This window comes from Lichenibacterium dinghuense, assembly GCF_021730615.1.
GTDB classification, from domain to species: domain Bacteria; phylum Pseudomonadota; class Alphaproteobacteria; order Rhizobiales; family Beijerinckiaceae; genus Lichenihabitans; species Lichenihabitans dinghuensis.
The window spans coordinates 4,981,936-5,001,591 of sequence record NZ_JAJLMN010000001.1; the positions used below are offsets into that span (position 1 = coordinate 4,981,936).

Genomic DNA, 19,656 nt, shown 5'->3' on the forward strand with positions numbered 1-19,656 from the left:
TCCTTATGAGGCCAGGACAAGCACCTGGAAGTCGACATCTAGGAATTACTGATTGGCCACATATCGAACAATACGCCACCCATCAGTGTTTCAATGAGATCTGAATATTTTTGTAGAATTGCGCGAGACCGGTGTGATTGAGCATTTCTGCTCGTCAACATCGATCACGAGGGATCGCTCTCGGGATCGATGCGCTCGACGAGGACGCGCTGACGCCTCAGGTCCACGGGCTGACGGAAACTGCTTCGCGTCACCTCCTGGTGGATGTGAAGCTCCTCCGTGAGGTAGAGCTGCTTCATCAGCACCAGCCGTTCCTCGACGACGGGCACGATGGTGGTGGTGCCCTCGTTCCGTACCGGAGGCAGGCTGTCCACAACGCGTCCGACCAGTACCCTGGTCACGGCGACCGAGTTGCCGTCGAGTTCGGCCTCGGCGAAGGCCCGATGAACCTCGGTTCTCGTCGAGATCCTGACCCGACCCTTGGACCTCCGACGTTTGGAGACCGACAGCCTTTCCTCGACGACGGGAATTGCGTCGGATGATCCATGGAGGTCGTCGAAGCCGCCGTCGGGGCGCGGTGGGACGGCCATGGAGCGCTCCCCGACGCGGCCGAGGCCCTAGACCTTGCGACCGAGGCGGTCGGCCTCGCTCGCAGTGCCCCGGTCGTCCTCGACGTCGACCTTTGTGCTGCGGACGGTGTCCTTCACGGTCTCGACGCGGTCCTTCACGTCCTTGCGGATGCCGATCTCCTCGACGACCCGCGCCGTCTTGCCGACGACGGCCTCCTCGCCCGTCGCCACCATCTCGACCGTACGCTCCTTGAACGCGTCCGCGCCCAACGCAGCGACCGGGCGGTCGACGGCGTGGCGGTCGACGGTGAGGGTCTCGTTCCGCAGCCTCACGTCCTCGGAGACGTCCTTCTCGACTACGTAGCTGTGCAGGCGGACCTTGCCCCGGCTCACTGCGCGCTTGCCGACATCCAGGCGCTCCTCGACGACCTGGATCACGTCCTCGCCGCCGCGGGCAGCCTTGGCCGGGGGTGCGGACCTCGGGGCGGGAGCCATCGCGGGCTTGGCGCCGCCCGCGCTCATCGCCAGCCCGGTCGCGGTGCCCCCCGCCATCCCGGGGCCCGCCGCCGCGGCGCCGGTCCAGCCCTCGCTGCGCCAGGAGGTTTCCCGCTCGTCGAAGTCGACCGAGCCGTGCCTCTCCAGGATCTCCACGGCCTTGTCGACGTGCTCGTCCGCGACGTGGGCCGTCAGCAGGGTGCCGCCGCGGCGGATGCCCTCGCGATAGGTGTCGTGGTCCGGCGTGCCGCCGAAGAAGTTCTCCAACGACGACCAGAAGCCGGTGCTCTCCTCGTCCCTCGTCCGGGCGTCGCCCCTGGCTTCCATGGCGTCGCGGGCGTTGGACGGCGAGACCGTAACGTCGCCGGCCGGGACGCCGGCCTGCCTCAGCATCGTCGCGGCCTGGTCGGCCTGGCTGCGGTCGTCGTAGAGGGCGGTGATGGTCTGCTTGCTCATGGCGCTGTCCTTGGTTCAAGTGGGGGCAAAGCGTCGTGTGACGACGGTTCGCATCTGTCTGCGTGCCCGAAGGTCTCCTCCGCCGAGCGGCGGTGGGAGGAGCCTCACACAGCCTTGGTCGGGCGGTCGGTGCGGGTCGTGCGGAGGAGGTTAGCCGTGACGGTGGGAGCCACCGTGCCGGCCATGCCGCCGAACCAGGCCGCGATGCCGCCGAGCACCAGGGCCAGGCTGCCCAGCAGGGCGCCGCGGGACACGGTCTTGGCGGCGACGTCGGCCGCATCCGCGGCCTTCTGCTTGGCCATCGCCACCTTGACGTCGTACTGCTTCTCGTAGGAGGCTACGCGGGCGCGCGCCTCGTCGACCGGGATGTTCTGCGACTTCGCCAGGGTCTGGACGACGCGTTCCCGGGCGTCCTTGATCTGGGCGTCGTCGCCCGTCACCAGGGCCTTCGCCAGCGACGCCGTGGCTTCCTTGAAGTTGGCCGGATCGTTGGCGGCGGGGTTCTGCAGCGCCTGCTGGATGGCCGCCGCTGGGTCGCTGGCCTGGGTCAGCGCGGGGACGGCCGTCTCCGCCACCGACGCCACTGAGTGGCCGAGGCCGCCGACCGCGCTGCTGACGGTGCTGAACGCCCCGCCGACGAGGCTGCCCACCGCGGTGCTGAGCAGGTAGATGACCAACAGGGTCGTCAGGGCCCAGGACGTCAGGCCGTGCCAGCCGCCGGTGGAGGCCTTCGGGCGGCCGGACAGGCGGCTCGCGACGTAGCCGCCGACGAAGGCCGCCAGGATGCTCGACACCGCCCACCAGACGCCGGCGCCGATGGAGAAACCGCTGGCCGAAGGGTTGTCGCCGCCGGTGGGGTTGAGAGTTGAGGCCCCGACGCCGATGCCGATCATGTTCAGGATGAGTTGGGTCACGAGCCCGGCAGCGACGCCCGCCAGCACTCCGCCCCAAGACACGTCGTTGACGAGGATCGTGCGTGCGTCGTCTGCCGGGCTCACCGGCGTCAGGTTCGCCTCGTCGAGGTCGGCGCGCTGACGCGGGATCCCTGTGGTGCGGGTCCCTGTGGTGTCTTGGGCCACTGCTGTCGTCCTTCGGTGATGTCAGGAATGTTGCGAAAAGATGAGGATCGATCCCTCATCGCATCGACAGCCAGTCTATTTCAATCAATTGATAACTTCGTCTGTCTGCACGCGTTGTTTGTTTTCTCTTTCGCCGAATAACAGGCGCGCCTGGAAGTTGGTGCGCTCCAAATATGACGACCGGCTATGCGTCGATGGATCGCGGGGCGTTCAGAACGGCAGGGCGGCCTGGATGGCCGCGCCGACCACCGTCGATGTCGCCCGGATCCGGGGCGTGTCGCGGTTGTCCTTGTGGAACAGCAGGTAGACGTCGGAGGCCGGGGCCTGGCAGGGCGTGGCGACGGGGGTCAGTGCTGGATCCGCGTCGGCCCGGAACCGGGCGAGGCAGGCCAGCCCGCCGCCGTTGCGGGCCGCCGCCATCAGGACCTCGTGGCTGCTGGTCGTCAGGCCCGGACGGGCACGGGGGGCCATGCTCTCGGCCCAGCGTGCCTGGTCCTCGCCCTCGACGTCGTCCCGCAGCGTCATCAGGTGGTGGTCGGGGCAGCCGGACGGGAGGTCGGGGATGCCCTGCCGCTGCACGTAGGACGAGGACGCGTAGAGCCCGAACGCCATGTGGCCCACGCGCCGCACGATGAGGTCGTTCCGATCCGTGAGGGTGAGGCGGACCGCGATGTCGGCCTCGCGCATGGCCAGGCTGACCTGGCTGGGGTGGGGCACCACCTCGATCCGGATGCCGGGGTGGCTGTGCTGGAGGTCGACGATGCAGGGCGCGAGGACGTGGGCCGCGAGCGTCTCGGTGCAGGCGATCCGCACCGTGCCCTCCAACCTGTCGTCCTGCCCGCCGACCCGGCGGACGACCGCGAGGGCCTCCGCCTCGACCCGTTCCGCCTGTTCGAGGACGCCCTCCCCCGCCAGGGTGAGCCGATAGCCCTCCGGGGTTCGGTGCAGCAGCCGGACGGCCAGGGCGCCTTCGAGCGAGGCCAGCCTGCGCCCCATGGTGGACTGCGACACGCGCAGCTCCTTCGCCGCCGCTGTGAGGTTGCGGTGCCGGGCCACGGCCAGGAAGAAGCGGAGGTCATCCCAGTCGAGCATCTTCGCCTCCCTCCAATTCTGGCGACCCACTAACCATTTTCACTTTGAAACTCACCCCCAAACGAAATTCTTGAGGTTTGCATGGCCATATCATCGATTAGGGGATCGCCCACGTGACCAACACATCAAATGAGAAAGGTCGGAGTACTCGGCACGGCTCACCTAAGCTTTGTCCAAGCCAGAATTCAGATCCGTCCTCCGCCGTCTACACGCGCCGGCTTGAGTGCCGCACCGTCGCGACGGGACGTTTCGGCCAGAGGCACCACATCCGCGACCTCCCGGCCATCGTCGGCGGCAGCGCCTCCCTCGACTCGCCGACCCTGCTCGACGACGACGTGGAACCCCATCCGTCCGAGATGCTGCTCGCGGCGCTGAACGCCTGCCTGTCCGTCAGCATCCAGGCCAACGCAGTGGCGCGGGGCATCCCCGTGCGGGCCCTCGAAGTCTGCTCCATGGGCGACGTGGACCCCTCGGCCCTGTGGGGCACCGGCGATCGCAGGGTGCGCCCCATCGGCTTCCGTTCGATCGCGGTCGAGGTCCGGATCGCGGCCGAGGCGCCCAGTGAGTCGCTCCGGGCCCTGGTCGACTACGCCGTGCTCTGGTCGCCCGTGGCGAACACGCTGCACGACCCCGTCGACCTCCAGGTCTCCTTGGTTCCGGTTTGAAGCATTGGAGAAGCGCATGCCATCCGAGGTCACCAGTTCCGTCGACGCGAAGGGTTGGGCCAGGGCCCTGGCCCGCTACCGCCAGCACGACCCGCACCGGAGCCTGTTCGAGATCGCTGTGACCGCCCTGCCGCTCGTCGCCCTGTGGGCGGCGATGTGGCTCGCCCTGCAGGTGAGCTACGGGCTGTGCCTCGTCCTCGCCGTCCCTGCGGCGTTCTTCCTGGTGCGGCTCTTCCTGATCCAGCACGACTGCGGCCACGACGCCTGCTTCCGGGCACGCGTCGCCAACGACTGGGTCGGCCGCGTCATCGGCGTGGTGACCCTGACGCCCTACGACCATTGGAGGCGGACCCACGCCGTCCACCACGCCACGGTCGGCAACCTGGACGAGCGTGGGATCGGCGACGTCACCACGCTCACCGTTCAGGAGTACCGGACCTCGTCCCGGCTCGGGCGGCTCGGCTACCGACTGTACCGCCATCCCGCGGTGATGTTCGGCCTGGGCCCGACCTACCTGTTTGTCCTGCGGAACCGGCTTCCCATCGGGCTCATGCGGGCCGGTTGGCGTCCCTGGCTCGGCACCATGGGCACCAATCTCGCCACCGCCCTGGTGATGGCCGGCCTGGCTTGGTGGATCGGGCTCGTGCCCCTTCTGCTGATCCACGGTCCGGTCGTAGTGCTGTCGTCGACCATCGGCGTGTGGCTGTTCTACGTGCAGCACCAGTTCGAGGAGACGAACTGGTCTGCGGGGCCGGACTGGAGCCACGCCGAGGCGGCTCTGCACGGCAGCTCTCACTACGACCTGCCGCGCGTGCTGCGGTGGCTGACGGCCAACATCGGGCTGCACCACGTTCACCACCTGGGCAGCCGCATCCCGTTCTATCGCCTTCCCGATGTGGTGCGCGACCACCCCGAACTGAACGACGTCGGCAGGATCACCCTGACGGAGAGCCTGAGGTGCGTGCCGTTGGTGCTGTGGGACGAGGACCGCAGGCGCCTCGTCCCGTTCAGGATGGCTTGGGACCACCCGTGACGGGACTCGGAGGAGCGATGCCTCGGCGGCGAGGTCAGGTCGGTCGCGCCGCATCGACGAGACCGACTCGTGGCCGTTCCTGCCACGCATCGTGGCGAAGGCTGAGTTCGTCGATGACCCGCTTGCCACGGATGATATCCTTGACCTCCCAGCCCTGGGACACGGCCCGCTCAAGGACCTCGATGGCCTCGAAGGCTGTCGGGCGCCTGGCGAGACTGCCGTCCTCCGCTTGGCTGCATCTCACGACATAATCAGGCATCGCTGTTGCCCCTCCGCTCGGAGACGACGGGACCGGTCGCCGTTCTCGGTTGCTGGCTGGGGTGGACGTGCCCGATGCGGATCACCGCTCATACGCCGCGTTGCGGCTCCGGACTCGAACACTGTGCCCTCCCATGCGCCGTCATGCCTGTCTCATCGCGTCGGGCATCGGAGAACTTAATGGGTGAACGGGTGGAAGTGCGTTCAATTTTGTTAAAACGTAGCGTTTTCATTCGGTCCGTCGTGCACGCACCGCTGCAGGGCTTCTCGCGTGCTGGATGAATGGGGGAAGGGGGTGGCCACGCGCTGGTGTCTATGTGCCACCATGCCCCCTTTGGTGTTCACGTCGCGGTGGAAACGCCCATGCTCAGTGTCAAAGCTCGATGCGCGTGCCCATCTCGACGACGCGGGGCGCAGGGATGAGGAAGTAATCCGAGGCGGTCGCCGAGTTGTGCGTCAGGAACCCGAACAGGGCCTCCTGCCACGGTGACAGGTCCGGGCGCACCGAGGGGACGGGCGTCTCCCGGCCGATGAAGAACGAGGCCTCATCCGGGTCGAAGCCGACCTCCTCTCGATGGGATCTCAGGGCCGACATGACGTCGGGCTTCTCCGCGAAGCCGAAGGTCAGCGTGACCACCGAGAACCCGGCCGTCCTCGGCTCGACGGCGACGCGGCCGTCGTCCGGCACCCTCGGCACACGCTCCGTCACGACCTTGAGCAGGACGACCTGCCGATGGACGACGCCGTTGTGCCTAACGTTGAGGGCGAGCGCGGCCGGCACGATCTCGGACTGCTTGGTCAAGTAGACGGCCGTCCCCCGCATCCGCAGGGGTGCATCCGGCCGTCCCAGGCTAGCGATGAAGGCGGGAAGCCGGGCGGCGTCCTTGTCGCGTTGGGCCAAGACGGCCTGCCGTCCCTTTCGCCACACCAGCATCACCGTGAGCGTCGCCGTTCCGACCAGGATGGGAAACCAGCCCCCGGCCGGTATCTTGTGCACGTTCGCCGACACGAAGGACACATCGAGCAGCAGGACGGCGCCAGCGACCGGATAGACGAGCGGTGCGGGCCAGCGCCACAGCCCGATGGCCACCGTGGTCACCAGGAGCGTCGTGGCCAGCATGTCGCCCGCCACCGCGATGCCATAGGCGTTGGCGAGGGCGTCGGAGGACCGGAAGCCGAACACCAGACCCAGGACCACGACGGCGAGCAGCCAGTTGATCTGTGGCACGTAGACCTGACCGGCAGACTCGTCCGACGTCTGCCGCACTTCGAGGCGCGGCACGGCGCCGAGCTGGATCGCCTGCTGCACGAGGGCGAAGGCGCCGGACAGCACGGCCTGACTGGCGATGATGGTCGCGGCGGTCGTGAGAAGGAGCGCCGGGATCAGGAGCCATCCCGGGAACAGCAGGAAGAACGGGTTCGCCGCAGCGGCGGGGTCGGCCAGGACTGAGGCGCCCTGGCCGAGATAGTTCAGGACCAAAGCGGGCATGACCAGGGCGAACCAGTCGACGCGGATGGGGGCCCTGCCGAAATGCCCCATGTCGGCGTAGAGGGCCTCTCCGCCGGTGAGGGCCAGGAACACCGACCCGAGGACCAGGAACGAGGTGGCGCCGCCCGCGTGGCCGACGTAGGCCACGGCGTAGCGGGGATCGAGGGCCCACAGCACCGTCGGATGGCGCAGCAGGTGGAACAGCCCGGAGAAGGCGAGCACGGCGAACCACGCCGCCATCACCGGGCCGAACAGGAAGCCGACCGCACCGCTGCCTCGCCTCTGGATCGCAAACAGCGCGACGAGGATCGCCGCCGCGATCGGGACGACGTAGGGCGTGACCGAGGGGAGGACGATCTCCAGCCCCTCGACCGCGCTCAGCACCGAGATGGCCGGCGTGATCATGGCGTCGCCGAAGAAGAGAGAAGCCCCCGCCAAGCCGACGACGAGCAGGACGGCCTGTAGCCGACCTGCCACAGGCAGGGCGAGCGAGAGCAGCGACATCGTCCCGCCCTCGCCCCCGTTGTCGGCCCGCATGACGAAGACGACGTACTTCACGGCGACGATCAGGAAGATGGCCCAGAATATCATCGACAGGACGCCGAGCACGGTAGCCTCGGTGGAAGCGTCCCCGGCGGCCTTCAGCGACTCGCGGAACGCGTAGATGGGGCTGGTCCCGATGTCGCCGAAGACGACGCCCAGCGCCCCGAGAAGAAGCGCCGCCCGGGCGGGATGTGTCGTGACCGCAGGCGTCGACGTAACCGAGCCGTCCATGAGCGAGCCTCGTCCGTCCTCGGTGACGGCACCGAAACCCACGTCCACGAACCCCGACGGTCCTCGCGATATGAGGCACTTCGGATGGCCGGGGTCAACGCGGGCGACGTCGCAGCCCGGATGGCCGCGATCGTTGCGCTTCGCCTTCGGACGACACCATCGCCGCCCCGGCCCCGCGCCCTCACGTCCCCACGGTGCGGCGCGCCAGCCATCCCAGGGTGGATCCCTGCACGGCGATGCTGAACAGGACCACGGCGTAGGTTGCGACCAGGATGATGGACTTCGACGGGCCGTCCGGGACCGCCAGGGCCAGGGCGACCGAGATCCCGCCCCGGACGCCAGCCCAGGTCAGGAACGGCATATTGCGGGCCGAGAAGTGCCCGCTCCGCGCGAACACCGCGACGGGGACGGCCAGCGCCAGGCCGCGCGCCGCGATCACGAGCGGCACGGCCAACAGGGCCAGGGCGACGTCGCCGCGGTCGAAGGCGACGAGCAGAACCTCCAGGCCGATCAGCAGGAACAGCACGGAATTCAGCACCTCGTCGATGAGCGTCCACAGCGCGAGGACGTATCTCTTCGTGGTGTCGCTCATCGCCAAGCGCAGGCCCCGGTCGCCGATGAGCAGCCCCGCCGCGACCATCGCCAGGGGGCCGCTGACGTGGATCGCCTCGGCCACCGCGTAGGTGGCCGTGACCAGCGCCAGCGTGATCAGGACCTCGACGGGATAATCGTCGATGGCCCGCATGGCGCGGTAGGCCACATAGCCGGCCGCCGTCCCGAGCAACAGGCCGCCGCCGGCTTCGAGCAGCAGCAGCTCCGCGATGGCCGTTGGCGTCGTCTCGGCCGCGGGCGCGCCGGTGGCGTAGCGCAACAGCACGGTGAAGATCACGATGCTGACGCCGTCGTTGAACAGCGACTCGCCCTGGAGCTGCACTTCCAGCTTCGCGGGGATGCTCACCGTCTTCAGCGTGCTCATCACGGCCACGGGATCTGTGGGGCTGATCAGCGCCCCGAACACCAGCGCCCAGACCAGCGGGAGCGGGTGGTCGAGTTGACGGGCGATCACCCAGAAGCCGCAACCGACGATGGCCGTCGAGATCGCGGTTCCGACGATCGCCAGCACGACGACCGGGACGGCGTGGCTCCGCAGCTTGCCGACGTCGACGTGGAGGGCGCCGGCGAAGATCAGGAAGGCCAGCATGCCGTCCATCACCACGGCGCTGAAGTCGATCTGGTGCAGGACCCGGCCCAGCGCCCCGGACGCGCGGTGGCCGGGCACGACGGCGTCGACAGCGACGAGCACCAGCGAGGCCGCGACCCCCATCAGCAGGAGACCGATGGCATGAGGCAGGAGATCGACCTTGCGGTTCAGCCAGCCGAACACGGCCGACAGGGTGAGGAGGATCGCAGACAGATCGAGGATGGACATCGGAGCCTCACCCCGTTCCGGACCGAAGGCGGGCCGAAGGACGGGCCGTCACGACTGGAGCACGTCCGCGAAGGCCCGGAACTGCGCCTCGCAATCGGCGAGGCCCGCGGGATCGCTCACCCCCTGACGGGCTACCGCCATCGCGAGGTCGGCGTGGCGCCGTAGGGTGGCGCGCCGGTCGATGAGGCGCTCGACCTCAGCGACGCGGCAGAGCACTTCCAGGAGCCGGATCAGCACGTAGGCCGAGCCTGAGCCGTTCTGTCGGACCGTGTGGAACATGCCGTCGCAGAGCCCGTCGTAGCTCACCACGTCAAGCGTCAGCACGACGCGGCCGTCGCGGTCCACGGCGCCCCGCGGCAGGTGGCGGGGCGCGATGCGGCACAGGGCGTCCCCGAAACGGTCGACCACGCTCCCCGCCGTGAACGGATCGTTGATGCCCGGCGACAGCGCCCGTACGGCGATCTCGTTGAGCTGCCGCACCGGATATTCGAGGTCCTGCAAGGCGGCCTGCCGTCGGCCGAAGGTCATCGCCTTGTCGAAGATGTCGCGCGCGTCGTCGACCGCCGCCGACACGGTCGCGATCGGTGCGCCGAGCGGAACGAAGGCGCCGGGGCGCACCCGCAGGACGATCGTCACCCCGTGCTGGTGAGCCCAGTCGGCCAGGATCTCGCTGTCTACGGCCTGCAGGAAGCCGCTGCCCGACACCGTCACAGCCTCACCGGCCAAAGGCACGGCGGGTGGCATGAGGTCGGCGGCGTCGAGCGTCTTGCCCGCGATGGCCTCGACGAGGTCCTGGTGGACGACGTCCACCACCATCTCGACGTTGATGGATGTCGCGATGTGGTGGACGTACCAGACCAGCGTGCCGATGCAGACCAGCGCCAGCGCCATGGCGCCAGTCACCCCGACATGGGGCACGAACTTGCCCTCATCAACTGTGCGCACCGTGCGCAGCACGGTCAGGGCATAGGCGAAGGTGCCGAGGAAGATGCCGAGGGCGACCTGGTTTCGCACGTCGCGCACGAAGTTGCGCAGCAGGCGCGGCCCCATCTGCCCCGATGCGAGGGATAGGGCCGCGATGGTGATGGAGAAGATCGTGCCCGCGACGCCGATGCTCGACGACGCCACGGCCGACAACAGGCTGCGCGCTCCCTCGCCGCCGCCCGAGTAGCCCCAGGAGCCCGACGACGGATCTGAGCCAGCCGTGTCGTGATCGTACCAAGTGGCGAGGAGCGCCAAACCGACGCACAAAGCCACGACCAGCGCCGGCCGCAACCAGAACTGGTCGCCGAGGTCCTCGATCCAGGCGCGGACGCGCGTGTTGCTGCCGAAGTCGGCGATCCACGCCCGGAAACGGCCGATCACGACGATGGGCCCGCGGTATCGAAGGCGTCCCGCGCCTCAGAGTCCGTCCGGGAAGTCAGGCTGCGCAACCTATGCGACGTAGCAGCATCATGACGGACGCAGCGTAGAGGAAGGCCTTTGCGGATGCGATTGTGGCCTCCGGATCCTTCCAGAGGCGTCGATTGCGGCTGATCCAGGCGAAGAAGCGCTCAACCACCCATCGCCGGGGGTGAACCACGAAGCCGACCTGCCCGGGTGGTTTGCGGACGATCTCGACGGCGATGAGCGTGGCGCTGTCCGGCTTGTCGCCGGCGTAGCCCGCGTCGGCGAAGGCCTTGGCGATGAAAGGATATGAACGGCGTGACTGCTTGAGCACCGGCACGGCCCCGTCGCGGTCCTGCACGTCGGCCGGCTGCGGGTCGAGCACCAGGGCGCGGCCGTCCGTGTCGACCAGGGCCTGGCGCTTGCGACCCTTCACCTTCTTGCCCGCGTCGTAGCCCCGCGGACCGCCGCTCTCCGTGGTCTTCACGCTCTGGCTGTCGAGCACGGCCGCGGTGGGCGAAGCCTCTCGCCCGGCCCGCTCGCGATCCAGCATGACGAGATGGTGGTTGATGCCGGCGAACAGGCCCTCATCGCGCCACGCGCTGAAGTAGCCGTACACCGTGCTCTTCGGGGGCAGGTCCTTCGGCAACAGGCGCCAGGGAACGCCGCCCCGCAGCACATAGAAAATGCCGTTCACAATCTCCCGCAACGACCACAGCCGGGGCCGTCCGAGCGGGTTGCCGGGCGGCAACAGCGGTTCGATGACGGCCCATTCGGCGTCGGTCAGATCGGTTGAGTAGCGGAGTTCGGAGCGGCTATGCTGCTCGCGGGTGGCCGGGGTCCACATGGCGGTTCCAGATCAGGTTTCAGCACCCTCCTGGAATCATCTCAGCCCCGGCCACTCAACCCCACGTGCCCTTATCGGACGGACACTCAGAGCCGCGGACGCGCATGCCGCGCTCGATGCGGAGCTTGGGCATCCCCACGATGTCGTAGGTCGCCGAGGCGATGCCGATCCCCGCCTCGTCGAGCTTGCCGATGATATGGCGCGTCATTGCGTCCTTGGCGCCACGGATCTGATGCGTGCCGACGATGAACCGAACCGTCAGTTCCATCCAGTTGTCGGTGATGCGCCAGTAGACGCGGGGTTGTAGATCGATCGGCTCAACCCCGAAGGTGCGCTGGAGGTGCTCCTTCGCGCCGATCGCCATCGTGTCGGGGTCGGTCGCGTGGAGGCGTGCCGCCTCGATCAGCGTGCGTTCGACGTAGGCACGGTCCGCTTGGTAGGTGATGGGGATCACCATCTCCTCCCAAATGAAGGGGAAGTCGCGGGAATAGTTGTAGACCGGCTCGGAAAAGATCTGGCTGTTCGACACCGTGACGATGCGGCCCGTGAACTGGCGGCTCTTGACCCACATGGCAGGATCGGAGCCCTGCACGGAGGGGGGTTGGCCCATCTCCATGATGGTGGTCTGGATAAAGCCGAGCCGCATCACGTCGCCGCGCACGCCGCCCATCGAGATGCGGTCGCCGACCGTGAAGGTGTTGCCGCGCAGAATGACGAGATAGCCGGCCAGCGACGTGATGACCTGCTGCAGCGCGAAGGCGACGCCGGCCGACACGAGGCCGAAAGCCGTGGCGAGGCGCGTCGGGTCGTTGAACCAGATCGACAGCAGGCCCAGCACCAGAACAACTGCGGCGAGCAGGCTGATGCCCTGGCGCGACCAGAAGCGGAGCTGGGTCGTGGCGAAGGACTTCCCGGCGACGCGGCCGATCAGCGCCCTGAGCCCGATCCGGAGCGCCACCACGACGGCGATGAACACGAGCGAAAGGAGGAGCTTTCGCCCATTCTCCGCGTTGACCCCGACCCAATCGATCCCGAATAGGTTCACTCCGCGTCTCCATCGGAGACGCCTCGCCGAGAGCAACGGCACCCGGGGCGTCGAGGTCCACCCGTCGACTTCGCTCCGAGCGGGCAATCTTTGGCGCCGGATGAAAGTTCGCCTCCCGGCGGTTCACACAGGCTCCGATGACGGTTTTATACGTGACCCACTGGATCAGACCGGAGTCCTCCGCTCATGACGAGATCCAAGGTGATCCAGCGGATCCCACATCAGAACGAAACCGCCATCCGCCCCGCTTTGTCCGACAAGCAGGGAGAGGATCCGGCCTTCATCCAAGCCTACGCGATCGTGCTCGGCCGACCACCGGTCGAAGCCGATCTACAACGCCCCTTCCGCGTGACGCCGCCCTTTGTCCATCAGATGGTCCTCGCCTTTGAACGATGGAGCTTCATCAGCCGCACGCCCGGCGCTGCCCGATCCATCTGCCTCGTCGTCGAGTCCGATACCCTGCCAGCTCCTGCAATGGCACAGGACCCAACCGTCAGATCCCCAGTGCAGCGCCACTAGCGGGCCGGCGGCGAAGCCCGTAGCGTCCCCAGTGACGGGCACCGAGCACCAGAATCGCCAGCCGAGCCCGTCGTCGCCCGAGGCGTTGGGCTGGGGTGTGGCGCTCACGCTGCCGTCACGCGGACGCGATGCCAGGCGGCGCTGAGGTAGCCCTTGAAGTTCCAGGTGTCATCGGGCAAGGCCGGCTGGGTCTGGCCGGCCGCGTCCCAGGCGCGGACGCAGATCTCGTGCTCGCCGGGGGGCAGGTCCAGCGTGCCGTGCCAGAGGGTCCAACCCCAGCGCGAGGTCCCCTGGTCCTCGATCCTCGCCTGCACCCACGTGCGTCCGCCGTCGCCCGACAGGTCGACGCGGACGATATGGCGGTCGGTCGCGACCGCGTAGCCGTTGACCGCCACGCGCCCCGCCTTCATCTCGGCGCCCGCCGCGGGTTCCGTGATGGCGCTGTTGAGCGGCATGGCCTCGATGGTGATGCCGCGCGTCAGGTCTTCCGTGTCGGGCCGCATGTCGGGCGGGAACAGCTTGTAGTCGCCGGCCTGCTGGTGAGCGTCGGAGGGCCGGTCCTGCACCGTGACGGCACTGAGCCACTTCGGGCTGCGCACCCCCGCCCAGCCCGGCGCCACGATGCGCAGCGGGAAGCCGTGCTCGGTGGCGAGCGGCTCGCCGTTCATGGCGAAGGCCACGAGCGTGTCGGGGTCGAGCGCCTTCGCCATGGGGATCGACACGCCGAAATGCGCGCCGCCGTCGCTCGGCTGGCAGGTGTCGGCGCCCGTGAAGGCGACGTGCAACGCCTCGCCGGTCTCGGCACCCGCGGCCTCCAGCACGGCGGCCAGCGGCGCGCCGGTCCAGTCGGCGCAGCCGATGGCACCCGCCGCCCAGGGGTCGCCCTTGACGGGGCGCACGGCGCGCATGTCGGCGCGGCGATTGCCGGCGCATTGCATCACGGCCCGCACGGTGCGGGACGGCAGGGCTCGCACGTCGGCGAGCGACAGCGACAGCGGACGTGACACCCGGCCCTCGACCGCGACGCGGTGGGTCGCGCCGTCGAGCTCGGGAAGGTCGCCGTGCGAGCGGACGTAGAGCAGGTCTCGCGGAGTCAGGTAGCTGCCGCGCAGCTTCGCCAGCGGCGGCTCGGCGTTGAGCGGGTGGGCGCCGTGGACGATCAGTTCGGGATGTTTGCGGAACGGGTTGAGCACGGCGTCCTCCTCATGTCTGTATCCGCAATCGATGGGGAGGACCGCGGTTGCGGCCCTCCCTGGTTCTCAGGACTTGCCGTTGGGGTCGACCTGCCAGATCTCGTCGGACAGCTTGCCGTCCGTATAGAGCATCACGTAGCGGACCTTGACGGTGTTCTTGCCGGCGAAGACCACATTGGCCGTGACGGTCGCGCCCTTCGGGTTGGCGGCCTCGGCGAGGTCCGACACGGTCGCTTTCTGCTCGCCCTGCGCCATCGTGAACTTGGTCCAGATGCCCTACTGCGTGTCGGCGCCCGCATAGGTGCCGTCGAGCGGGCCGCCGACCCAGTGCAGCGCCGCGTTCGGCGCCGTGGAGGCCGTGATGGCGGCGACGTCGCCCTTGGCGATGGCGGCGATGTGGGCCTGCGCCATCTCGGCGGCCGGGCCGGCCAGCGCCGGGGTGGCCAGGGCCGCGAGTGCGGCGGGCAGCAGGGCGATGTGCGAGATCTTCATGGTTCGTCTCCGGGGGTGAGTTCGAAGGTGCGGTGGCTCCCCGGGCCGCTCGCGCCCTATTCGTCGTCGCGGCTCAGGCGAGGCCGAGGACGCGGATCAGCCCGAGGCTCAGCGCGCCGAGGGCGGCGAGGGACAGCGTCACGGCGCCGGTGACGCGCAGGCCGGCCCTGGCCACCACCCGGACGTCGACGCCGAGGCCGAGCGCCGCCATGGACAGAATGGTGAGCACCTCGGCGACGGTGGCCGTGGGGGCGAGGGCGGCGGCGGGCACGAGGCCGGCCGAGCGCAGCGTGGCGAAGGCGAGGAAGGCCAGGATGAAGGGCGGCACCATGCGGTGGACCGGGACGTGGCCGGGCTTCGGGCGGTCGCCGGCCGTGACGTTCGGGGCGGGCTCGTCCGTCTCGTCGCGCAGGCGGCTCGCCAGCATGGACAGGACGAGGACCACCGGCCCGAGCATCAGCACGCGCACCAGCTTGACGAGCGTGCCGATCTGCACCGCGGCGGGGCCCACGGGGGCGGCGGCAGCCAGCACCTGCGGCACGGCGTAGACGGTGAGGCCGGCCAGCGCGCCGAAGCGGAGCTGGCTCAGGCCGAGGGCGGCGCCGAAGAAGGGCAGGCCGAGCACGACCAGCACGCCCAGCACGGCCGTGAAGGCGATGGAGGCCGCCACGTCGTCGCCGTCGGCGCCGATGGTGGGCGCCACCGCCGCGATGGCGGAGTTGCCGCAGATGGAGTTGCCGCAGGCCACCAGCACGGCCATGCGCTTGGGCAGGCCGAGCAGACGGCAGATGCCGAAGCTGGTGGGGATGGCCAGGACCACGACGCCGGCGATCCCGAACAGCAGGCCCGGGCCGACATCGGCGAGGGTGCGGAACGAGATGGACACGCCGAGCAGCGCGACGGCCACCTCCAGCATCTGCTTGGCGCCGAAGGTGATGCCGGGGCGGAACCGCGTGCCGGGCGTCCAGACGGTGCGGACGGCGGTGCCGACCAGGATGGCGAGCACAAGGGCCTCGAGCCAGGCGCGGCCGAACAGGTGGGCCTCGCCGGCTTCGAACCCATAGGCCGCGGCCGTGACGCCGCCGCAGAGCGCCAGGCCTGGCAGCACGCGGAGGGCGCCGCGGCCGAGGCCGGCCAGCGGCACGGGGTGGGCAGCGATCCGCTGCGGGATGAGGGGCTGGTCCGACATGACATCCTCGCTGTCTCGATGACGGCAATGTCGGCCGGCCGAACCGTTCGATCCAACGCGGGATATCGAATGAAACGATCTACAAATTCGATCTGTCAGAGGCTGGCTTCGAGCCTCTCTGGTCACCCCTCACCCCTCAAATGAAGGCGATTATATACCTTGCGAACCACGCGATTTGAGGTAGCATGCCATTGCTTCCCTTCGCGTGATGGTGCGCTTTGGGTTTAACGAGTGGGACTTCCATGGTCACAGCCCCTTCAGCAATTACACATACAGCAGATTCGACCTCTGCGTTTATTGACGTGATTAAAACCATCTCTGCAAGTGATAATAGCTTCTTCACTTTTCGAGGTGAGGCCAAGATCGAATGGCAGCGTTTGCCCACCATAATGAGACCTCAATATACCAATCTTCTTAGACACGAGCGAGATGCTACGCGCGATCTAGTATCAGTGCATCCTCATGAGTTTGACAGCGATAAAACGATGTTCGACCGACTTGTGCGAATGCAGCATTATGGACTTCCGACGAGATTGATGGATGTGACCGGCAATCCATTGGTCGCACTCTTTAATGCTTCTGAGGAATTTTTAGGAAAAGACAAGAAAGCAAAAGATGGTCGCGTTTATTACATTGAAGTCCCTAACAGCAGAAGGAAGTACTATGACAGCGACACAATTAGCTGCGTAGCAAATCTGTGTAATTTGACGAGCGAGGAAAAGGATGAGCTATTTTCAAACAAAAATTTATCAATTTCAGACTTCAACAACGGTACAACCAACCCTGCTGCAGACCGGCTGCTTCAGTTTATTCGAGAGGAAAAATCAGCTTTCAGGGGGATCATTAACGGCAAAGATCTTGACCGACTTTGGTACGTTGTACCCAAGCTCAGCAATCGTAGAATCATAGCCCAGAATGGCGCTTTCATGATTTTCGGATTATCAGATACACCGAGAAGGCCAGTAACTATGGATAAGATCTCATTTCAGTCAATAAAAATTCCAGAACTAGCAAAGGGTCCCATTCGTAAGGAACTTGCGACACTCGGGATTACTGAAAGTGCATTGTTTCCAGAAATTGACAAGGCTGCATCGTTCATAAAACAACGTTATCAATAGTTTTCTTATTCTTTCTTCCTCTGGTTCTTGGATTTGATTGGTGAATTTCGCACTACGGGAGCTGAGCCGACTTTCTTCACCGCAGCCTCAAAGGCGTCCGGGGACTCGTCACAGCCGAGTTCGCGGGCGGCTTCGATGAAGCGGGCGGATTGAGCTGCGGCATCCTCTCTCGGCTTCTTCAATTGAGCACCCTGTCTAAATGCGCTTGCGCTGTGGTAAACGGTATAATCGCACTTACATCCTGTAAAAGTATGATGTCTCCAGATCGCCATTGATGGCGATCGTCATACACTGACAGGCGACGAACATCCCGAAGATTTTCATTCTTCTGAATATCATAAAATGCACGGAATGGCGCGTTTACAGCTTTCTGCTCAGAAACAGTTTCTACAAACGCCTGCGGTGCAGTCTTATGCTCGTTAAGCAGAACAATCTTCATTTTATATTCGATTCCGCTGTCTCCGAGCACACCATCATCTACTCTGACACGGTCCTCGCCGAGAGTTACCCGCATCAAGTGGGCGACTTCCTTCTTGAAGTCTGTCGTAACGATAGTTTTCTGGTCGGCTGATTGATCGCCAACAAGCTTGGATGCGTTCGCTACCATGACAACGCCGATGGCAGCCTTGGCTTTGGAGCACCGGAGCCACATACGATTCTGGGTGAACTCACAGCCGAAGATCATTGCACGTCGCGCGAGTTGAACACGCATCTTCTCACTGACACCTATCCCTGCTAATTCGATCTCCATTGCGCCAAAGCCGGCGTCGTGGATCAAGCAAGTGTCGCCTTCATCGACTACGACAACCGTCACACCGTTGCCGGACGGATAGATGAGGGGCATCTGCACCTCAACGCCAAGATTTGTTGTACGGGCGCAAATCAGGCTGCGGCTAGCCGCTTCGATCTCTCGCGGGTCGATGGGCGGTAGCGTGTTGCTCATAGGAGTGGTAGCTGAGGGTCCTGGTAGGGCGGCGTGACGTACACGCCACGATACCATATTTTCGAGCGCCGCAAGAACTCATCGAGCCACTGCCGATGGCTCCGACTTGCACTTTCCGGTTGAGCCTCCATATCTGGCCAGATTTGCCAATGGGTTCCTTCAACTCTCGTCATATTAGAGAGATTGAAGTGCGTTCGCGCAGGATCGACGTCTAGTCGAAATACTGGTATGTCTCCAATTAGGAGCACCATAGCATATTTTCTAGGATTTCTGTTGCAGTGCGCAGTAAGAACGACCTTGCTATTTATTGTCGGGTACTGAGTGCATATGACAGGAAAAATTGCTCTGCTGTAATCAGGATGAGAGCCATTCTTCCAAGCTATAGCACCGACAGCCGTCTTGTCAGCCGCCAAGAAGGCGGGCACCAGAAGCGCGAATTCCGAATCAGTCAGCGTAGGCACGCTGAGAACGTGCCCTACAACGTCAAGTGCGTCTAGGCTTGCCGATCAAGCCCATGATAGGTCAACCGCTTGCCGACGATGCCCTTCAAGGCCGCTTCGGTGCGCTCGGCATCGCCGCAGCCAAGCGCGATCCGGTGATTGTACCGGAAATCGAATTCGGCAACGTAGCGGTGCAGGTGCTTCTCGGCGCAGTGCTGATAGACACCCTTCATGCCGCGCTTGAAGATGCTGTAGTAGCCCTCGACGGTGTTCGTGTGGACCTCGCCGCGGACGTACTCCTTGGCGCTGTGGACTGTGAAGTCGTGGGAGGCGAAGTGATCGCCGAGTTTGCCGTACTGGCCGGCCTCGTCGGTCATGATCGCTGTCTCCTTGGCGATGTTCGCGCGGAGGATCGGCACGAGCTGCGCCGCCGCGGTGCCGTCCACATGGAAAGACCGAACCATGCCGCCGCGCTCCACCAGGGACAGGATCGCACGCTTGTGGGCGTAGCCTCGGCGCTTGGTGGCGCCTTCCTTGGTGCCGATGAACGTCTCGTCCACCTCGACCACGGCGCCCTCACCACCCATCGGCGCCAGATCACCGGAGCGCAGCGCCTCGCGGATGCGGTGCGTCAGGAACCACGCGCTCTTGTAAGTGATGCCGAGGGTGCGGTGGATCTGGTGGGAGCTGCAACCCTTCTTGGAGGCGCACAGGAGATAGACCGCCTGAAGCATGAGGTGCAGCGGGATCTTGGCGCACTCAAAGACGGTGCCGACCTTGACCGTGAACTGCTTGCGGCAGTCGGAGCACTTGCGAAGGCCGACGCGAGTTTTGCGGAGATCGTAGTGCTTGCCGCTCAGGGAGCCGCAGTGAGGGCACACCGGACCCTCGGGCCAGAGAAGGCGCTCGACCTCTGCGAAGGCGGCGCCTTCGTCGTGGAAGTGAGGGGCGGACAGGGCGGACATGGGCTTGGCTCCGATGTCCAAACCCTACCCTGGATCGCCGTGGTTTGCAAGGTATATAATCGCCCAAATGAACGGCTGTCGCGGCGTCGCTGGGTCGCGCCGCCCGACTGTCGCTCCGCGGGCGCCCGGGATACGGGCCGCGATCGTTCGTCTCCATCGATCGTTTCACGCGAGAAGGAC

The 19,656-nt window shown here is 66.2% G+C and carries 20 protein-coding genes; 4 read left to right on the forward strand and 16 right to left on the reverse strand.

Features of this window, described 5'->3' with window-relative positions:
* Positions 1–164 precede the first annotated feature (164 nt).
* The 4 genes from L7N97_RS23885 to L7N97_RS23900 all read right to left on the reverse strand — a co-directional run bounded on the left by L7N97_RS23885 (position 165) and on the right by L7N97_RS23900 (position 3,691).
* A complete protein-coding gene (locus tag L7N97_RS23885; protein ID WP_237480730.1) occupies positions 165–590 on the reverse strand; it encodes a YsnF/AvaK domain-containing protein in 426 nt (141 codons plus the stop codon).
* Positions 591–617: 27 nt separating this feature from the next.
* The gene (locus L7N97_RS23890) at positions 618–1,520 is read right to left on the reverse strand and encodes a YsnF/AvaK domain-containing protein (protein WP_237480731.1); all 903 of its coding nucleotides are present in this window, start codon (positions 1,518–1,520) and stop codon (positions 618–620) included.
* Between the two features lie 104 nt (positions 1,521–1,624).
* A complete protein-coding gene (locus L7N97_RS23895) occupies positions 1,625–2,599 on the reverse strand; it encodes a PhnA-like protein (RefSeq protein ID WP_237480732.1) in 975 nt (324 codons plus the stop codon).
* Between the two features lie 210 nt (positions 2,600–2,809).
* A complete protein-coding gene (locus tag L7N97_RS23900; protein WP_237480733.1) occupies positions 2,810–3,691 on the reverse strand; it encodes a LysR family transcriptional regulator in 882 nt (293 codons plus the stop codon).
* 113 nt (positions 3,692–3,804) lie between these two features.
* Here L7N97_RS23900 and L7N97_RS30375 point away from each other — a divergent pair, with 113 nt between their 5' ends.
* Together L7N97_RS30375 and L7N97_RS23910 are read left to right on the forward strand one after the other, a co-directional pair.
* Complete coding sequence (locus L7N97_RS30375; protein ID WP_237480734.1) at positions 3,805–4,356, forward strand: OsmC family protein; 552 nt, start codon at positions 3,805–3,807, stop codon at positions 4,354–4,356.
* Positions 4,357–4,372: 16 nt separating this feature from the next.
* Positions 4,373–5,389 (forward strand): fatty acid desaturase, encoded by a 1,017-nt coding sequence (locus tag L7N97_RS23910; protein WP_237480735.1) that lies wholly within the window; start codon positions 4,373–4,375, stop codon positions 5,387–5,389.
* A 34-nt stretch (positions 5,390–5,423) separates the two neighbouring features.
* On the opposite strand, the gene L7N97_RS23915 is transcribed toward L7N97_RS23910, so the two are convergent.
* The 6 genes from L7N97_RS23915 to L7N97_RS23940 form a co-directional block, all read right to left on the reverse strand.
* Positions 5,424–5,648 (reverse strand): hypothetical protein, encoded by a 225-nt coding sequence (locus L7N97_RS23915; RefSeq protein ID WP_237480736.1) that lies wholly within the window; start codon positions 5,646–5,648, stop codon positions 5,424–5,426.
* Positions 5,649–6,020: 372 nt separating this feature from the next.
* A complete protein-coding gene (locus L7N97_RS23920; protein WP_237482374.1) occupies positions 6,021–7,910 on the reverse strand; it encodes a potassium transporter Kup in 1,890 nt (629 codons plus the stop codon).
* Positions 7,911–8,091: 181 nt separating this feature from the next.
* Entirely contained in the window at positions 8,092–9,339 is a 1,248-nt protein-coding gene (locus tag L7N97_RS23925) for a cation:proton antiporter (RefSeq protein ID WP_237480737.1), read from the reverse strand.
* A gap of 48 nt (positions 9,340–9,387) precedes the next feature.
* Positions 9,388–10,704, reverse strand: coding sequence for a DUF2254 domain-containing protein (locus L7N97_RS23930; protein ID WP_237480738.1), 1,317 nt, complete (start codon positions 10,702–10,704; stop codon positions 9,388–9,390).
* A gap of 55 nt (positions 10,705–10,759) precedes the next feature.
* Positions 10,760–11,572, reverse strand: a complete 813-nt coding sequence (locus L7N97_RS23935; RefSeq protein ID WP_237477649.1) for an IS5 family transposase — start codon at positions 11,570–11,572, stop codon at positions 10,760–10,762.
* A 55-nt stretch (positions 11,573–11,627) separates the two neighbouring features.
* Positions 11,628–12,617, reverse strand: a complete 990-nt coding sequence (locus L7N97_RS23940) for a mechanosensitive ion channel family protein (RefSeq protein ID WP_237480739.1) — start codon at positions 12,615–12,617, stop codon at positions 11,628–11,630.
* Between the two features lie 186 nt (positions 12,618–12,803).
* Between L7N97_RS23940 and L7N97_RS23945 the strand changes: the two genes are divergently transcribed.
* Positions 12,804–13,136 (forward strand): LexA family transcriptional regulator, encoded by a 333-nt coding sequence (locus L7N97_RS23945; RefSeq protein ID WP_237480740.1) that lies wholly within the window; start codon positions 12,804–12,806, stop codon positions 13,134–13,136.
* A 104-nt stretch (positions 13,137–13,240) separates the two neighbouring features.
* Here the strand turns inward: L7N97_RS23945 and L7N97_RS23950 are convergent, their stop codons facing one another.
* The 4 genes from L7N97_RS23950 to L7N97_RS23965 all read right to left on the reverse strand — a co-directional run bounded on the left by L7N97_RS23950 (position 13,241) and on the right by L7N97_RS23965 (position 16,010).
* On the reverse strand, positions 13,241–14,329 hold the full coding sequence (locus L7N97_RS23950) for a sulfite oxidase (protein ID WP_237480741.1): 1,089 nt from the start codon (positions 14,327–14,329) through the stop codon (positions 13,241–13,243).
* A gap of 66 nt (positions 14,330–14,395) precedes the next feature.
* A complete protein-coding gene (locus tag L7N97_RS23955; protein WP_237480742.1) occupies positions 14,396–14,584 on the reverse strand; it encodes a hypothetical protein in 189 nt (62 codons plus the stop codon).
* 21 nt (positions 14,585–14,605) lie between these two features.
* Positions 14,606–14,821 carry a nuclear transport factor 2-like protein gene (locus L7N97_RS23960; protein ID WP_237480743.1) on the reverse strand — a complete coding sequence of 72 codons (216 nt, stop codon included), beginning with the start codon at positions 14,819–14,821 and terminating at the stop codon, positions 14,606–14,608.
* A gap of 73 nt (positions 14,822–14,894) precedes the next feature.
* Positions 14,895–16,010, reverse strand: a complete 1,116-nt coding sequence (locus L7N97_RS23965; protein WP_237480744.1) for a YeiH family protein — start codon at positions 16,008–16,010, stop codon at positions 14,895–14,897.
* 242 nt (positions 16,011–16,252) lie between these two features.
* Between L7N97_RS23965 and L7N97_RS23970 the strand changes: the two genes are divergently transcribed.
* Positions 16,253–17,128, forward strand: coding sequence for an FRG domain-containing protein (locus L7N97_RS23970; RefSeq protein WP_237480745.1), 876 nt, complete (start codon positions 16,253–16,255; stop codon positions 17,126–17,128).
* A gap of 178 nt (positions 17,129–17,306) precedes the next feature.
* On the opposite strand, the gene L7N97_RS23975 is transcribed toward L7N97_RS23970, so the two are convergent.
* Together L7N97_RS23975 and L7N97_RS23980 are read right to left on the reverse strand one after the other, a co-directional pair.
* Positions 17,307–17,972, reverse strand: coding sequence for a hypothetical protein (locus L7N97_RS23975; protein WP_237480746.1), 666 nt, complete (start codon positions 17,970–17,972; stop codon positions 17,307–17,309).
* Between the two features lie 592 nt (positions 17,973–18,564).
* Entirely contained in the window at positions 18,565–19,476 is a 912-nt protein-coding gene (locus L7N97_RS23980; RefSeq protein WP_237480747.1) for an IS1595 family transposase, read from the reverse strand.
* Positions 19,477–19,656: the final 180 nt, after the last annotated feature.

What these genes read in the sequence shown, in the direction of transcription:
- L7N97_RS23885 (WP_237480730.1), bottom strand. Translation starts at nt 590, where the DNA reads ATGGCCGTCCCACCGCGCCCCGACGGCGGCTTCGACGACCTCCATGGA.
- L7N97_RS23890 (WP_237480731.1), bottom strand. Translation starts at nt 1,520, where the DNA reads ATGAGCAAGCAGACCATCACCGCCCTCTACGACGACCGCAGCCAGGCC.
- L7N97_RS23900 (WP_237480733.1), bottom strand. Translation starts at nt 3,691, where the DNA reads ATGCTCGACTGGGATGACCTCCGCTTCTTCCTGGCCGTGGCCCGGCAC.
- L7N97_RS23910 (WP_237480735.1), top strand. Translation starts at nt 4,373, where the DNA reads ATGCCATCCGAGGTCACCAGTTCCGTCGACGCGAAGGGTTGGGCCAGG.
- L7N97_RS23915 (WP_237480736.1), bottom strand. Translation starts at nt 5,648, where the DNA reads ATGCCTGATTATGTCGTGAGATGCAGCCAAGCGGAGGACGGCAGTCTC.
- L7N97_RS23920 (WP_237482374.1), bottom strand. Translation starts at nt 7,910, where the DNA reads ATGGACGGCTCGGTTACGTCGACGCCTGCGGTCACGACACATCCCGCC.
- L7N97_RS23925 (WP_237480737.1), bottom strand. Translation starts at nt 9,339, where the DNA reads ATGTCCATCCTCGATCTGTCTGCGATCCTCCTCACCCTGTCGGCCGTG.
- L7N97_RS23935 (WP_237477649.1), bottom strand. Translation starts at nt 11,572, where the DNA reads ATGTGGACCCCGGCCACCCGCGAGCAGCATAGCCGCTCCGAACTCCGC.
- L7N97_RS23945 (WP_237480740.1), top strand. Translation starts at nt 12,804, where the DNA reads ATGACGAGATCCAAGGTGATCCAGCGGATCCCACATCAGAACGAAACC.
- L7N97_RS23955 (WP_237480742.1), bottom strand. Translation starts at nt 14,584, where the DNA reads ATGGCGCAGGGCGAGCAGAAAGCGACCGTGTCGGACCTCGCCGAGGCC.
- L7N97_RS23960 (WP_237480743.1), bottom strand. Translation starts at nt 14,821, where the DNA reads ATGAAGATCTCGCACATCGCCCTGCTGCCCGCCGCACTCGCGGCCCTG.
- L7N97_RS23965 (WP_237480744.1), bottom strand. Translation starts at nt 16,010, where the DNA reads ATGTCGGACCAGCCCCTCATCCCGCAGCGGATCGCTGCCCACCCCGTG.
- L7N97_RS23970 (WP_237480745.1), top strand. Translation starts at nt 16,253, where the DNA reads ATGGTCACAGCCCCTTCAGCAATTACACATACAGCAGATTCGACCTCT.
- L7N97_RS23975 (WP_237480746.1), bottom strand. Translation starts at nt 17,972, where the DNA reads ATGCCCCTCATCTATCCGTCCGGCAACGGTGTGACGGTTGTCGTAGTC.
- L7N97_RS23980 (WP_237480747.1), bottom strand. Translation starts at nt 19,476, where the DNA reads ATGTCCGCCCTGTCCGCCCCTCACTTCCACGACGAAGGCGCCGCCTTC.